Source organism: Mesorhizobium sp. B3-2-1, from assembly GCF_006439515.1.
Taxonomy (GTDB): domain Bacteria; phylum Pseudomonadota; class Alphaproteobacteria; order Rhizobiales; family Rhizobiaceae; genus Mesorhizobium.
Genome location: NZ_VFTI01000021.1, coordinates 16535 through 28621, shown reverse-complemented (window position 1 = coordinate 28621; position 12087 = coordinate 16535). Strand labels below are relative to the sequence as shown.

Here is a 12087-nt window from a genome sequence, read left to right as displayed (position 1 = left end):
TTTTTAACCGTTGGTCGAAAAGCCCGGAAAGAGGGACATGCCGCCATCGACGAAGAGCGTGGTGCCCACGACGTAGTCAGACTCGTCGGATGCCAGCCAGACGGCGGCCCGCGCGATGTCTGCCGGCAGCCCGATCCGCCCGTAGGGGATCAGCGTCAGCAGGCTCTTCAGGGCCTCTGGCGTGTCCCAGGCAGACGTGTTGATGGGTGTCCGTATCGCGCCCGGCGCAATGCCGTTGACGCGGATGCGTTTGGGGGCAAGCTCCTGGGCCATGCTTTCCATCAGCAGTTTGATGCCGCCTTTCGAGCTGGCGTAATTGGCATGGCCGGCCCACGGTATCTCCTGATGCACCGAACTCATGCAGATGATCTTGCCGGCCGCGCGCGAGACGGACGAAACGACCCCGCGGCGCAGGAATTCGCGCGTCGCGGCCCGGGCGCAGAGAAATTGTCCGGTCAGATTGACACCGAGGACCTTGTTCCACTCTTCCAGCGTCATCTCGGCAAAGGCGCAATCGCGTTGCAGGCCGGCATTGGCGACGAGAATGTCGATAGTGCCGAACTCGCGCATGGCGCGCTCGAACATTTCCTCGACCTGATTTTCCGCCGAAACATCAGCCTTGTGCGCGATAGCCTTGCTGCCGGCCTGATGAAGTTGATCAACGACGGCGTTCGCGGCAGCTTCGCCTTCGACATAGTTCACCACCACATCGGCACCCGCCCTTCCGAGGGCGATGGCGACGCTCTCGCCGATACCGGAGCTGGCCCCGGTTACGATGGCTTTTTGCCTGGCCAATGGCTTAAACTCGGGCATGGCGGACTTCGAACCAGATGCCAATATCGCAGACCCTGAAAACTGCGCGGATGCGAATGAACGCCTCGGAGAAGCAAAAGGTCCGCTCGTTTCGTTACATCGCGATACATGTTCGGGAACAATTTTGTGATGCGTCGGTTCCGAACCAATTGGATGCCTGAACGTATATCCACGGTGACGCGGCCCTCTCGCCCATGGAGTCCGACGCGGCCATGCGCTGCTCGGCGGGGGTGCCGCCCGTGCATCGAAAGGGTTGTCCGATGCCCGTCCTGATCGCTCTCGCGGTGCGCTGTTTGTTGATAGGGCTCTTTCTGCCGTTCAGCGCGTTGGACAAGGCGCTGAACTTCAGGCTGGCGATAGATCAGGCATCCCAGGCGGTTCCAAACCGCCCGCTGGCGGCGGCTTTGATCGCCTGCGGATTTTGCGTCGAGGTCTTCATGTCGCTCGCCATCTTGGGCGGGGTCGCCGATCGACTGGCAGCCTTGATCCTGGCTGGCTACTGCCTCATCACGGCGCTGTTGTGGAAACAGTTCTGGCGCCAGCCCGACTTTCGGCTGAAGGGCAAGAGCAGCGGCCGGGAAGTCTTTTGGGATTTCCTCAAGAACGTCTCCCTTGCCGGCGGCTTTCTTCTTCTCGCCTTCGGGTCGAATGCCGTCGGCGTCGAGCATTTCCTGCGTCATCCGCTGGCCTCCTCAAACCCTTATCAGCTGGTTCCAGGAGAAGCGAAATGAGCGCACGGCCAACGGTTCATTATTGCCATCTATGGACGGACGACGATGGCATCAGCCGTCAGACCCAATGCGCGATGACGGAGTTCGACCTGAAGTCGATAGCGCCACCCGCCGATCCGCAGTGGCAGGGCAAAAAATCGAGCGGTCGGATGACGACGCTTGTCACCGTGCTGCCTGTCGGCTGGATCGGCACATGGCACGAGAACCCCAAGCCGCAATGGATCGTTCCCCTCTCGGGCCGCTGGTTCGTCGAATCGATGGACGGCGAGCGCGTCGAGATGGGGCCAGGCGAATTGTCTTTCGGGGGCGATCAGAACTGCCGGGAGGTCGACGGCAAGCGCGGTCACCGATCCGGGACGGCGGGCGATGCGCCTGCCGTGTTGATGGTCGTTCAGTTGGAAGACGTGCCCGCGCCATCTCGGCCTTGCGAATTCAGATAGTGCGATGAAGAATTTCGACATCATCGATCGACGGTTTTCCCATTATATCCTCGAGAATGCGCCGCTCGAGGAACTCGCCGGCGGATTTCGCTGGATCGAGGGGCTGGTGTGGATGGGCGACGCAAACTGCCTCCTGTTCCAGGATCTGCCGCGCGACCGGACCATGCGCTGGATCGAAGACGCAAGCGTATCCGTCTATCGCGCTCCCTCGGGCTACGCCAACGGGCAGGCGCGCGACACACAGGGCCGCCTGATCTCCTGCTCGCACCGCAAGCGGTGCCTGCTTCGGACCGAATGGGACGGCACGGTCACGCGGCTGGTTGATCGGCACGACGGTAAGCGCCTCAACGCGCCGAACGATGTGGTCGTGAAGTCGGATGGCTCGATCTGGTTCACCGATCCACTTTACGGCATTCAGACCGACTATGAAGGCGGCTGCCAGCCTTCCGAGCAGCCGCCTGCGCTGTATCGGTTCAATCCGCAAACCAAGCGGATCGCCGTTATGTCCGGCGATTTCGACGGTCCGAATGGCCTCGCATTTTCCCCTGACGAAAGACGTCTCTACGTTGCCGAAACCGGCGATCAGACCACCGACGATCCCAAGCGGTACATCATGGCCTTCGATGTCGCGCCGGACGGCGCGCTCGCTAGCGGCGAAATCTTCCATAAGATAGAGCCCGGCTATGCGGACGGGCTGTGCGTCGACGGAGACGGCAACCTTTGGTCCAGCGCGGCGGACGGTGTTCACTGCATCGCACCGGACGGCAAACTGCTCGGGAAGATCTTGGTCCCGTACCGCGTTTCCAATCTGACGTTCGGCGGCCCGTTCCGGAACAGGCTCTTTATTGGCGGCTCGCACACGCTTTATGCCATCTTCCTCAATCGCCGCGGGGTGTCGTGGCCATGACCGCCGACGTGCCGTCCATCGAGAGGATCGCCTGTTTCAGCCTTACGACGGCCGATGCCGAAGGCGGCGCCCGGTTCTACGAAAAAGCCTTCGGCTGTCGCCTGTTCGCAAAGGACCGCCTCGGCGGCCCGCAATTCGAGCAACTGATGGGCCTGAGCGGCGCCGCCGACCGGATCACGCTTGGCATTGGACGCCAGACCATCGAACTCCTGCAGTTCGATCTGTCGGGCGACCCTTATCCGTCCGGATCGTCTGCTTCGGACCTGGTGTTCCAGCATTTTGCGATCGCCGTCACAGACATGCACCAAGCCTTTCAACGGCTTTCGACCGTGGCGGGCTGGACGCCCATCTCCACGGGCGGGCCGCAGCGCCTGCCGGCCTCGTCCGGTGGTGTTACTGCGTTCAAATTCCGAGATCCGGAAGGCCATCCGCTTGAGTTTCTCCAATTCCGCGGAGGCGACTCGCGCTGGCCGGCAAGCTCGCCTCACGAACCGTGTGTGGGGATCGATCATTCTGCGATAACAATCTCCGACACCGATGCCAGTGTCGCCTACTACGAGAACATCGGCCTTAGCGTGTCCGCGCGCTCGTTCAACCACGGGATCGAGCAGGAAAGGCTTGACGACGTGCAAGGCGCCGAGGTCGACGTGGTTGCGCTCACACCGGTTACCTGCATTCCGCATCTTGAACTGCTATGCTATCGCAAGGCTCAGCGGGCCCCGCTTGTTCATCCTGCACCTCCCCCAAAAGCCAACGATATTGCCAGCACACGTGTTGTGTACGAGGCTGGCAGAGCATGGAGTGCTGCGGATAGGGGTGTAACGCGCGCCATGCGCGACCCGGACGGCCATGCTTTCGTGATAGCTTCTCCAAACGCATGAATTTCGCCTCGCCAAGACTCCGGCGAACCTGGTGACGTGTTGATGTGGTTTGAGCCGTGATACCCGCCCCAGGCCTCGGCTGTCACGTATGGCCTTACATCGGAGCTTGTGCAAAATGGGCAGGGATCCCACCAGCTGTCTCCCTCAATAACGGCGATTCCAGCTTCTAACGGCGTTTAATTCGTCGATGCAGACCGGGCCGGATGCCGCCCGGCAAAATGGCATCCAACAACGGGGAAGCGTTTCGGCGGATTGACAATCCTTACTGGCCGCAGCCGTTAATCCCAATCCTGATCAGGTGTGGCGGGACGGCGTGTTGAGGCTCGGGTGTGGAAGTGTATCATTTTAACACAATCGTAAATTTGTAGACTCCCGCGATGCATCGGCAGCTAGTGTCTCCGTCCAGGCTAAGGGTGGGAAAGCTGCGGACCCGGGAGGAAAACGATGTCTGTCCAAAAAGGCGACTTTCGAACGAACAGAGCCGACTATTTGATCGCCGCGGCGAAAGGCCGATCGGCCGTTGATCTCGGCCGCGATGAGATACTGGAAAGGAAGTCTCTGTGGCTACGAGATCCGCGTACTGCCAGATTCGGCGCGAATCCGCGTGATAGCGCTCCGGGATCGAGAGGCAGACCCCGCGGCAATTAGCAGCTCTGGTACTTCCGGCACACCCTGCCTTTGTGCTACCCCAGCTTCGTCCTTATGGATGCCTGCCGATCATTCAGGCAGGGGCGTATATTTGTCGTCAGCCGGTGCCGTGTTTCGTTTCCGAGCCCCCGCCGATTAGGTCCGCTGGCACACCCCAAACCCGACGGCTACCGGGCCGCTCCCGTATCGGCACCAACTAGCGAAGCAGAGTTGGGGATTGCGCGAGAGCAAGCAACGGATGCGTGCGGCATGCGCGACTTACGTTGCACGGTGCAAACCGCCCTCAGCCCCGCTCTCTTGCCGCAGGATCAGCCGCCGTCCTTCCCCTCAGGCGGCTGCCGTGGGGCGCCCCTGCTTGCGTTCCACACCAACGCTCTAGTCTGCTCGTCTCCGCTAATGCAGCGCGGGCTGGGACGCCCCATCCGCGTAAATGTCGGCTTGGTCGAATGTCTGCCATATTTGGGGTAGACGCTGCGGCACTTGGGGAGAAATCAAATGCCCGCACTCACCTTGGCAGTCGATATTGCAGACGCGGTAGCAGCGGCAAAGAAGCGTCGGCAGTTTTCGTTTGACCTGCAATCCAAGGCAAAGGAACTGGCGATGGCTCACCCAGATGCGGAAGCCAGCGTCGGTGATGTGACAGATGTCCTCGAAGAGGAGAGCTTGGCCGCTGGCATTGTTCTGGTTTCCGAGCCTGGCAGATAGCCGGCCACAGCAGCGTTGGCCCGTGCTGGTAGCTGAGCACGGGACGAGCGGAAAACCTTTAGCGGCTCTCGCCGTCAAACTTAAACTTGCCATTGCAGACGTAACGATTCCGGCCACTTCCTCACGGTTGCGACCAGTGATGGGGTCGGTCATCTTAGTGCCATTGATTATCACTGTCACGTTGACCGAGCCGAACTGTTGCTCACACCAGACTTCGGAATGTAGCGGCATGCAGGGAAGGACACGGCGAGGCGAAGGGGTGTCCCATTGGTCCCTATCAAGGAGTGCAGGTGATTTCACCGGAGACGGCTATGCCCGCCTTGTTTGAGCGCAGATCATAGCTGCCCAGCGGAAGCGCAAGTTCGGCGGCAAGTTTCTTCAGCTTTTAACGAGCTGTCGTGTGAAAACGTCTCTTATGCTGCTCGTCATAGGAGCAACTTCTGTTCCAGTCGAACATGTCGGCCTCCATGAAACGAAACAGGCCCGGCGATCGCTCGCGACCCCAGGCCCATCATCGGTTGGTTTTATCCGGTGAAACGATCAGGCGGCCGCGCGCCCCTCGATGACATCGGCGCCGATCTCGTCGGCGGAGACCTCATCGAGATAGGCGCGGCCGCAGGAGTTGCCGGCAAGCCAGTGCTCGGCCGCCTCGCTGTTTTCGGCCAGATGCGGAAGCTCCGGGCTGTCGCCGAGGGCCTGCAGCACGCGGACCATGTCGATTTCGGGGGCCTGGCTGATGTGCCGGGCCTGGTGCGGAACGGGAGGGCCTATTCGGCAGCCTGGAGGTGGTCCGTCTCGTCGCTGTCGTCGATGGTCACCGGCTCATCGGAGGACGCACCCGCACCCTCGGCGAGAAGGCTGGCAGTTCGGCGGCATCGCCATCGAGCGCCGCCTCGTCCGGCAGCTCGCCGGCGACGGCGTCGCCGGTATCGTCAGCCACTTCGTCGACGTCGAGGCGCAGCGGCTCGGGCAGCCAGTTCGATCCTTCGAGAAGACGGGCGGCTTCACGCGCCACGATGTCCTTCTTCATGTGATCGATCAGCTGCGCGGAGTCCGCGCCACGGGCTTCACGGACAGCCTGCAGGATCCGCGCCTGGTGAGGCGAACGAGGAACTCGAAGATCGGGGCGACCGGCTTGGCCTTGCGCCCCATCTTGTTGAGCGCCCAGTCGAATTGCGGCGTATTGACCGCAGGCAGGTCGACCATCGTCAGGTGTACATCGAGCTTGTCGTGGATGATCTCGGAACGCAGACTGTCGGTAAACCCCCTGATCGCTGCTTTGGCGCCGCAGTAAACCGATTGCAGCGGCACGGAACGATAGGCCAGCGCCGACCCGACGTTGACGATGGTTCCGCGATTGCGCACGCGCATTCTCTTCAGCGCCGCCATCATACCATGTACCTGTCCGAGGTAAGTCACCTTGGTGCCGCGCTCGACCTCTTCGGCAGTCAGCTTGGCGACGGGGGAAAATATCGTCGCCATCGCGACATTGACCCAAATGTCGATTGGACCAAGCTCCGCTTCGACCCGATCCGCGGCCGCCTCAACCGCGGCAGGATCGGCGACATCCGTCGGAATCGGCAGCGCGTTTACGCCGTACCGCCGCACATCATTGGCTGCCCGCTCAAGCCGCGCGGCATCACGCGAAAGCAGGCCGACATCGAAGCCCTCTCGAGCAAACTCCTCGACGGTGGCGCGACCGGCGCCCGCGCCGGCACCTGTGATCACCACCACCTTGGCCATACATCTTCTCCTGGATATGGCCATCTAACGACGGGTTCGGAGTGTTGTTCCGGGCCGAATGGCGAAAATGGGCCACGGCGGAAACATTGGCGTCGTGCGCCGTTTAGGGATGGACAGCGCTGAGCGCCGCCTTGCCGCCGGGAGGATGGGTTGCTTGAACACTATCATTTGATCGCCATCGGCAGCTGCCTAGGCTGTGCTTCGTTCGCCTATGCGCCCGCGCCAACTGGAAAGCGCCTGATCCTCGAACGATTATCTACCGGGCGAGGAGGCTGACTGGAGCGCGCAGGCTGCCTTGGTCGACGGCAGGTACCAAGTCGGCCCACGCGCAGGTAATCTACATCGATCCAATGCTGGCGAAAACACGACAATGTGAAGCTGGTGACCAATGCCGACGGCCAAGAGGAACCCTGCCGTCCATGTAATAGACGTGGCTATCCGGATGGGGCAGGTCCTCAGACTGCAGGCAGAAGTCCATAGAATGGCGCGCGAACTCGCTGAACGACATGTCCGGCAGCCTGAAGCAAACCAATCCCGGAGTGAAGCGCAAGCTGAAGGCGGTTTTGTCGGATCGGGTGGTCGGCCGTCGCTCGATCTCACCCTGGCTCCGCCACTTGTCAAGTCATCCCAAATAGCCCTTCGGGAGCTTTGTGCGCCTGCGTCAGATGGCGCTTTCGCGTTGCGTAGTTGAAGGAGAGCCTCTCGTGTTCGTATCGTTCTTTCCCAGGCCGCGCCTGTTCTTCCTCTCAGCTTTTTTGTGGACCGTCCTCGCCATGACGCTGTGGTATGTCGTCGGCAAGGACGCGGGCGCGTCTATAGGCCTGCCGCCGCTTCCGCCCGGGACGATGCCGCGGGTCGATGCCTCGTATTTCTGGTCCGGGCCATTTCTTTGGTTTGATATCTATTTCGCGATCGCATTAGGCATATTCGCGGCATTCTGGATGTTTATGGCGCCGCACCCTTGGGCGCTCTGGTCCATTCTCGGTTCCGCCCTCATCATTTTCACCAACTACATTCAGGTTGAGGCCAGCGTCGCGATCAACAATTGGTACGGACCTTTTTACAATCTGATCGAGGCCGCCTTGTCCAGATCGGCGCCTGTCACTTTGGCCGAGTTCTACACAAAGATCGGCGGGCTCGCGGGCATCGTCGGCGTCGGTGTCGGCGTCGGCGTGCTGACGCGCTTCCTCGCTAGTCACTACATCTTCCGCTGGCGTACGGCCATGAACAGCTACTACATGGCGCATTGGAGCCGGCTGCGCACCACCGAAGGTGCCTCGCAGCGCGTGCAAGACGACACAATGCGCTTCGCCTCGACAATAGAAAGCCTGGGCATCAATTTCATCGAGTCGGTCATGACGTTAATCGCCTTCCTGCCCGTCCTGCTCCGCCTCTCCGCCGATGTGACCGAACTGCCGCTCATTGGGCACGTGCCTTATGCACTCGTCGTCGCCGTTGTCGTCTGGTCTATTTTCGGAACGGGTTTGCTCGCTCTCGTCGGCATCCGCTTGCCGGCGCTACAATTTCGTAACCAGAGGGTTGAGGCGGCCTACCGCAAGGAGCTTGTTCATGGCGAGGATAGCGCCGAGCGGGCGCAGCCGGCGACGATCGCGGAACTCTTCTCGCACATCCGGCGCAATTACTTTCGACTTTATCTCAACTACGTTTACTTCAATGTGGTTCGACTGACTTATTTACAGGTAGATAACATCTTCCCCTACGTCGTACTGGGACCAAATATTGTGGCTGGCAAAATCACGCTAGGTGCCATGAACCAGATTCTGAACGCCTTCCTGCAGGTACGTACGTCTATGCAGTTTCTGATCAATTCGTGGACGGTGATCGTGGAACTCTTGTCCATCTACAAGCGCCTGCGCGGCCTTGATGCCAATATCCGGGGCGAACGCCTGCCCAAGATTGACCGGCGCTTCCGCGAGGATCCTCTCGAGACTCCCTGGTGACCTCGGCTAGTGACCATCACCGTTGATCTGCTGCGACGTCAAGGAGTTCGGATCGATCTCCCGCTGCTTCAGCATGTACCGGATCTGCTTCGGCCCCTTGTTCAGGAAGACGCCCGTCAGCAGGGACAGAATCCAGAAAGGCGCGCCGAAGAGGCTGCCTGTGTGGTCTCCGGTTTAGGAGTCACGTCAGGGTCGGGCGCTTTCGTGCGCTCTGCCTTGAGCTGGATGCGGATGCGGACGTCGTCGGACTGCGGCGTGTCGTCGAGCTGACTCTGGATCTCCTCGAGGATCTCGGCACCCTGCTCGCAAGTCCCGCTGCTCTTGTGATCGCGGATGAAGATTCTGTAATAGCGCATGATCATTGCCCCGAGGCGTTCGCGGTTCGCTTCCCGCTGTGCCTGCCGCCTCGCCTTGTTTACAGCCTTGAAGAGGCTGGACATGCGCTCGAGAAAGATGTCGATGACCACAGCGTTTAGCAAGTGCTCTAATTGCCATTGCTTTGCACAGCCAGATTTCCCTCTCGGCGAATTTGAGGAGGCGAGCAATGGAGATCGTGCATTCCTGTCGCGGCTGAAATTTGCCTGGCTGATTGGCTGGCACATCCTGCTGCCGGCAATTACCGTCGGACTGGCCTCGTTCATCGCGATGACAAAGTTGCCGGAAAGGGGCGTCGCGACTTTCCTTTGAAGACGCCGCTGAGCTGAAGTCAAACACCAAGCGCAATATTGCGGGCTCGATCAAACTCGTTCTGGCCGGTGTTCTTGCGTTATCTCGGCCTGCCGCCATTCTCTGAATCAAACGGTGGCCTAGTTATTGGAACGCTGACATTCGTGATGTCCAGATTGCCAAGCCGATGATGACAATCAATATCCAGAAGAGCGAATTAAAAAGCATGCGAACAAGGTCGCGGTTTTGCTCCTTGGTGACGCCAAGTCGATCCGAGATAATGTCGCCCGGCGCGATAAACAGCCAGAGTATGAATCGACCGAGCCTTCCCATGTCCCGTTCCTCGCCGCTTCAGCCAGACACCAAACCACCAAGCTCCGTGCAAGTCGAGCGTGGTCATACTTGAAATCTCTCGTTCAGATGCACATCAGTCCTTGGCACCGGAAAATCAGCAAGGCTAAGAACAGATTGCCGCCGCTCCGTTGCGCGGCACGCCAACGGCGTCGCCTCATGCCAACGGAATTTCGGGCGTGACGCCGTTTAACCAAGGCGCAGCTCGTTAACCGTCAAAATCGTGTCTGGATGCCGTTTCATTCCCGACGCGATGCCAACGCAACCATGCATGGCATGTTGCGCTTCATCTCGGGCCGCATAACCGGTCCCGAACGACGTGATCTTGCAGTCCGTCAGGCAACTACCCAGCAACTACCCTTGCGGCATTGACTCCCGACAGGGCCAGCGTAGGCTGGAGGGCACTCAGCGCGTCGGTCGTCTGGCATTGCCGTGACCGGGGGGAAGCCCATGATCGATCAGGTAGCGGGACCTTCTGCTACGGCTTTGCCTCGGCGCGATGTTCATCGCCCACGCGATGCTCAAAGTCAGGGTTTTCACCATTCCCGGCACCGTTGCCTTTTTCAAGTCGCTTGGGCTGCCCGGCTGGCTGGCCTATGTGACGATCGTGGCGGAACTGGGTGGCGCGGCCTGTCTCATCCTGGGCATTTATCCGCGCTATGTCGCCCTGCTTTTGGTGCCGCTCATCCTTGGCACCATCGTCACCGTGCACGGCAAAAAGGGATGGCTGTTCAGCAACACCGACGGCGGCTGGGAATATCCGGCGTTCTGGGCTGCGGCTCTTTTTGCAGTGTTTCTTCTGGGCGACGGAGCAGCCACGCTGGTCGCATCGCCTTATTTCGGGTTTTGACGATTTGAGGCGATAGTCAAAGCAGCGATTGTGCGTTGCGCTTAGCGAGGACAGGTCGTGGAAAGGCTTGCCGATTCAATCGATCCACCGAATCCTAGCCGGCGACTGATGCTGTTTGGGCTGGTTTCAGCCTATACGGCCTCTTTGATACCTTGGGCATTGGCCCAGGAGGAGACCGATGCGGATAGCGGTGCTTTCCTGGCGGTTTCCGCCATTCTGGTCGGCCGCCAGTCGCTCGATCAGGCGCAAGCCCGACGCTTATACGCAGCGCTTGTCGCCGACGAGCCCGGGTTTCCGGCGGCCGCCAAGGCGCTGCTCGACACAATCGAGCAGCGCAAGATCGATCCCATGCAGTTGCAGAAGATTCTCAACGACGAAAATTCGCCGCTCAAGCTTGTGCCCTGGCGGATCGTGACGGCCTGGTACATGGGCATCGTCGGCGACGGCGCGAAGGCGCGCTGTCTCGCTTTTGAGACGGCACTCAACGCGCAGGCAGTTGCCGATGTGTTGAAGCCGCCGACCTACGCCTATGGGGCCTATGGCAGCTGGATCAGAAAACCGATCTGAGGGAATATGATGGCCGACATCCTGTCAGCGGATTTTATCGTCGTCGGCTCGGGGATCATCGGTTCACTGGTGGCGCACAAGCTGGCGCTCGCGGGTGCGTCGGTGATCATCCTCGAAGCGGGCCCCCGCGTCACCCGCGGCGAACTGGTGGCGCGCTTCCGCAACTCCACCCGCCGCAGCGACTGGATGTCGCCATATCCGCCCGCCTCCTGGGCGCCGCACCCGGTTTACCAACCTGAGCCGAACAACCATCTCATCCAGGCCGGGCCATATCCCTACGCGGCCGAGTACATCAGGCAGGTCGGCGGCACGACGTGGCATTGGGCGGCGCATGCCTGGCGCAACGTACGCAACGATTTCAGGATCAAGAGCCTCTATGGTGTCGGCGTCGACTGGCCGATGAGCTACGACGACCTCGAACCATTCTACCAGGAGGCGGAGGAGATCATGGGCGTTTCGGGTGCGCCCAACACCGGTTCGCCGCGCAACAAGCCGTTTCCGATGGAGTCTGTGGCCGAACCCTATGCCATGCGCCGCCTGCCGCGCTTCAGCGCCGTACCGGACAGCCTCGAAGTGCACGTCGTCGGCAATCCGGGGTCGCCCTATCTTGGCGTGGCGGAAGCAGCGCAAGGGCCAACAGCCGGCGCGATCGCCAATGCGTTCCGGCATGCAACGGGAAAGCGCATCCACGACCTTCCCTATACGCGTGAGCGGGTGAAAGCGGTCCTCGGAGTATAGAAGGTCGAAAGGGGCAAGACGAGGCATGGCAGGCGAAGCGCTGTCGTCTATCGTCCGCGACACGCTGCTCCGACAAAACTGATCGA

General features: G+C 60.5%; 16 protein-coding genes. 10 read left to right on the top strand and 6 right to left on the bottom strand.

The features are described from left to right. Positions 1–3 precede the first annotated feature (3 nt). Positions 4–813 carry an SDR family oxidoreductase gene (locus tag FJW08_RS21070; RefSeq protein WP_140812127.1) on the bottom strand — a complete coding sequence of 270 codons (810 nt, stop codon included), beginning with the start codon at positions 811–813 and terminating at the stop codon, positions 4–6. A 260-nt stretch (positions 814–1073) separates the two neighbouring features. Here FJW08_RS21070 and FJW08_RS21065 point away from each other — a divergent pair, with 260 nt between their 5' ends. From FJW08_RS21065 to FJW08_RS21040, 5 genes are all read left to right on the top strand, one after another. After that, positions 1074–1544: a DoxX family membrane protein gene (locus FJW08_RS21065; RefSeq protein ID WP_140765817.1), complete on the top strand. Its 471-nt coding sequence runs from the start codon at positions 1074–1076 to the stop codon at positions 1542–1544. Then, positions 1541–1984, top strand: coding sequence for a cupin domain-containing protein (locus tag FJW08_RS21060; RefSeq protein ID WP_140765815.1), 444 nt, complete (start codon positions 1541–1543; stop codon positions 1982–1984). Before FJW08_RS21065 ends, FJW08_RS21060 begins: the two co-directional genes overlap by 4 nt. 4 nt (positions 1985–1988) lie before the next feature. Continuing rightward, entirely contained in the window at positions 1989–2891 is a 903-nt protein-coding gene (locus FJW08_RS21055) for an SMP-30/gluconolactonase/LRE family protein (RefSeq protein WP_140812126.1), read from the top strand. Further along, the gene (locus FJW08_RS21050) at positions 2888–3772 is read left to right on the top strand and encodes a VOC family protein (protein ID WP_140812125.1); all 885 of its coding nucleotides are present in this window, start codon (positions 2888–2890) and stop codon (positions 3770–3772) included. The genes FJW08_RS21055 and FJW08_RS21050 overlap by 4 nt, the downstream gene beginning before the upstream one ends. Positions 3773–4915: 1143 nt before the next feature. Then, positions 4916–5125, top strand: coding sequence for a hypothetical protein (locus FJW08_RS21040; protein ID WP_140812124.1), 210 nt, complete (start codon positions 4916–4918; stop codon positions 5123–5125). A gap of 540 nt (positions 5126–5665) precedes the next feature. Here FJW08_RS21040 and FJW08_RS32460 read toward each other — a convergent pair. The 3 genes from FJW08_RS32460 to FJW08_RS21025 all read right to left on the bottom strand — a co-directional run bounded on the left by FJW08_RS32460 (position 5666) and on the right by FJW08_RS21025 (position 6868). After that, positions 5666–5839: a hypothetical protein gene (locus tag FJW08_RS32460; protein ID WP_181178856.1), complete on the bottom strand. Its 174-nt coding sequence runs from the start codon at positions 5837–5839 to the stop codon at positions 5666–5668. Between the two features lie 100 nt (positions 5840–5939). Continuing rightward, positions 5940–6155 carry a hypothetical protein gene (locus tag FJW08_RS21030; protein ID WP_246682469.1) on the bottom strand — a complete coding sequence of 72 codons (216 nt, stop codon included), beginning with the start codon at positions 6153–6155 and terminating at the stop codon, positions 5940–5942. Positions 6156–6163: 8 nt separating this feature from the next. After that, entirely contained in the window at positions 6164–6868 is a 705-nt protein-coding gene (locus FJW08_RS21025) for an SDR family oxidoreductase (protein WP_210241202.1), read from the bottom strand. Between the two features lie 704 nt (positions 6869–7572). Here FJW08_RS21025 and sbmA point away from each other — a divergent pair. After that, on the top strand, positions 7573–8829 hold the full coding sequence (gene sbmA, locus FJW08_RS21020) for a peptide antibiotic transporter SbmA (RefSeq protein ID WP_140812123.1): 1257 nt from the start codon (positions 7573–7575) through the stop codon (positions 8827–8829). A gap of 116 nt (positions 8830–8945) precedes the next feature. Here sbmA and FJW08_RS21015 read toward each other — a convergent pair whose 3' ends face one another. Beyond that, positions 8946–9296 (bottom strand): hypothetical protein, encoded by a 351-nt coding sequence (locus tag FJW08_RS21015; protein ID WP_140812122.1) that lies wholly within the window; start codon positions 9294–9296, stop codon positions 8946–8948. Between FJW08_RS21015 and FJW08_RS32455 the strand changes: the two genes are divergently transcribed. Beyond that, positions 9289–9516, top strand: coding sequence for a hypothetical protein (locus FJW08_RS32455; RefSeq protein ID WP_181183001.1), 228 nt, complete (start codon positions 9289–9291; stop codon positions 9514–9516). The genes FJW08_RS21015 and FJW08_RS32455 overlap by 8 nt on opposite strands. A gap of 123 nt (positions 9517–9639) precedes the next feature. On the opposite strand, the gene FJW08_RS21005 is transcribed toward FJW08_RS32455, so the two are convergent. Further along, positions 9640–9828: a hypothetical protein gene (locus FJW08_RS21005; protein WP_140765855.1), complete on the bottom strand. Its 189-nt coding sequence runs from the start codon at positions 9826–9828 to the stop codon at positions 9640–9642. 493 nt (positions 9829–10321) lie between these two features. Between FJW08_RS21005 and FJW08_RS21000 the strand changes: the two genes are divergently transcribed. The 3 genes from FJW08_RS21000 to FJW08_RS33020 all read left to right on the top strand — a co-directional run bounded on the left by FJW08_RS21000 (position 10322) and on the right by FJW08_RS33020 (position 12001). Continuing rightward, a complete protein-coding gene (locus FJW08_RS21000) occupies positions 10322–10696 on the top strand; it encodes a DoxX family protein (RefSeq protein WP_281408451.1) in 375 nt (124 codons plus the stop codon). Positions 10697–10804: 108 nt separating this feature from the next. Continuing rightward, positions 10805–11263, top strand: coding sequence for a sugar dehydrogenase complex small subunit (locus FJW08_RS20995; protein WP_140764079.1), 459 nt, complete (start codon positions 10805–10807; stop codon positions 11261–11263). Positions 11264–11272: 9 nt separating this feature from the next. Continuing rightward, the gene (locus tag FJW08_RS33020; protein ID WP_246682467.1) at positions 11273–12001 is read left to right on the top strand and encodes an NAD(P)-binding protein; all 729 of its coding nucleotides are present in this window, start codon (positions 11273–11275) and stop codon (positions 11999–12001) included. Positions 12002–12087: the final 86 nt, after the last annotated feature.

Excerpts from the sequence above, each read along its gene's own strand:
- FJW08_RS21070 (WP_140812127.1), bottom strand. The coding sequence starts at position 813 with ATGCCCGAGTTTAAGCCATTGGCCAGGCAAAAAGCCATCGTAACCGGG.
- FJW08_RS21065 (WP_140765817.1), top strand. The coding sequence starts at position 1,074 with ATGCCCGTCCTGATCGCTCTCGCGGTGCGCTGTTTGTTGATAGGGCTC.
- FJW08_RS21060 (WP_140765815.1), top strand. The coding sequence starts at position 1,541 with ATGAGCGCACGGCCAACGGTTCATTATTGCCATCTATGGACGGACGAC.
- FJW08_RS21055 (WP_140812126.1), top strand. The coding sequence starts at position 1,989 with ATGAAGAATTTCGACATCATCGATCGACGGTTTTCCCATTATATCCTC.
- FJW08_RS21050 (WP_140812125.1), top strand. The coding sequence starts at position 2,888 with ATGACCGCCGACGTGCCGTCCATCGAGAGGATCGCCTGTTTCAGCCTT.
- FJW08_RS21040 (WP_140812124.1), top strand. The coding sequence starts at position 4,916 with ATGCCCGCACTCACCTTGGCAGTCGATATTGCAGACGCGGTAGCAGCG.
- FJW08_RS32460 (WP_181178856.1), bottom strand. The coding sequence starts at position 5,839 with ATGGTCCGCGTGCTGCAGGCCCTCGGCGACAGCCCGGAGCTTCCGCAT.
- FJW08_RS21030 (WP_246682469.1), bottom strand. The coding sequence starts at position 6,155 with ATGAAGAAGGACATCGTGGCGCGTGAAGCCGCCCGTCTTCTCGAAGGA.
- FJW08_RS21025 (WP_210241202.1), bottom strand. The coding sequence starts at position 6,868 with ATGGCCAAGGTGGTGGTGATCACAGGTGCCGGCGCGGGCGCCGGTCGC.
- FJW08_RS32455 (WP_181183001.1), top strand. The coding sequence starts at position 9,289 with ATGACCACAGCGTTTAGCAAGTGCTCTAATTGCCATTGCTTTGCACAG.
- FJW08_RS21005 (WP_140765855.1), bottom strand. The coding sequence starts at position 9,828 with ATGGGAAGGCTCGGTCGATTCATACTCTGGCTGTTTATCGCGCCGGGC.
- FJW08_RS20995 (WP_140764079.1), top strand. The coding sequence starts at position 10,805 with ATGCTGTTTGGGCTGGTTTCAGCCTATACGGCCTCTTTGATACCTTGG.
- FJW08_RS33020 (WP_246682467.1), top strand. The coding sequence starts at position 11,273 with ATGGCCGACATCCTGTCAGCGGATTTTATCGTCGTCGGCTCGGGGATC.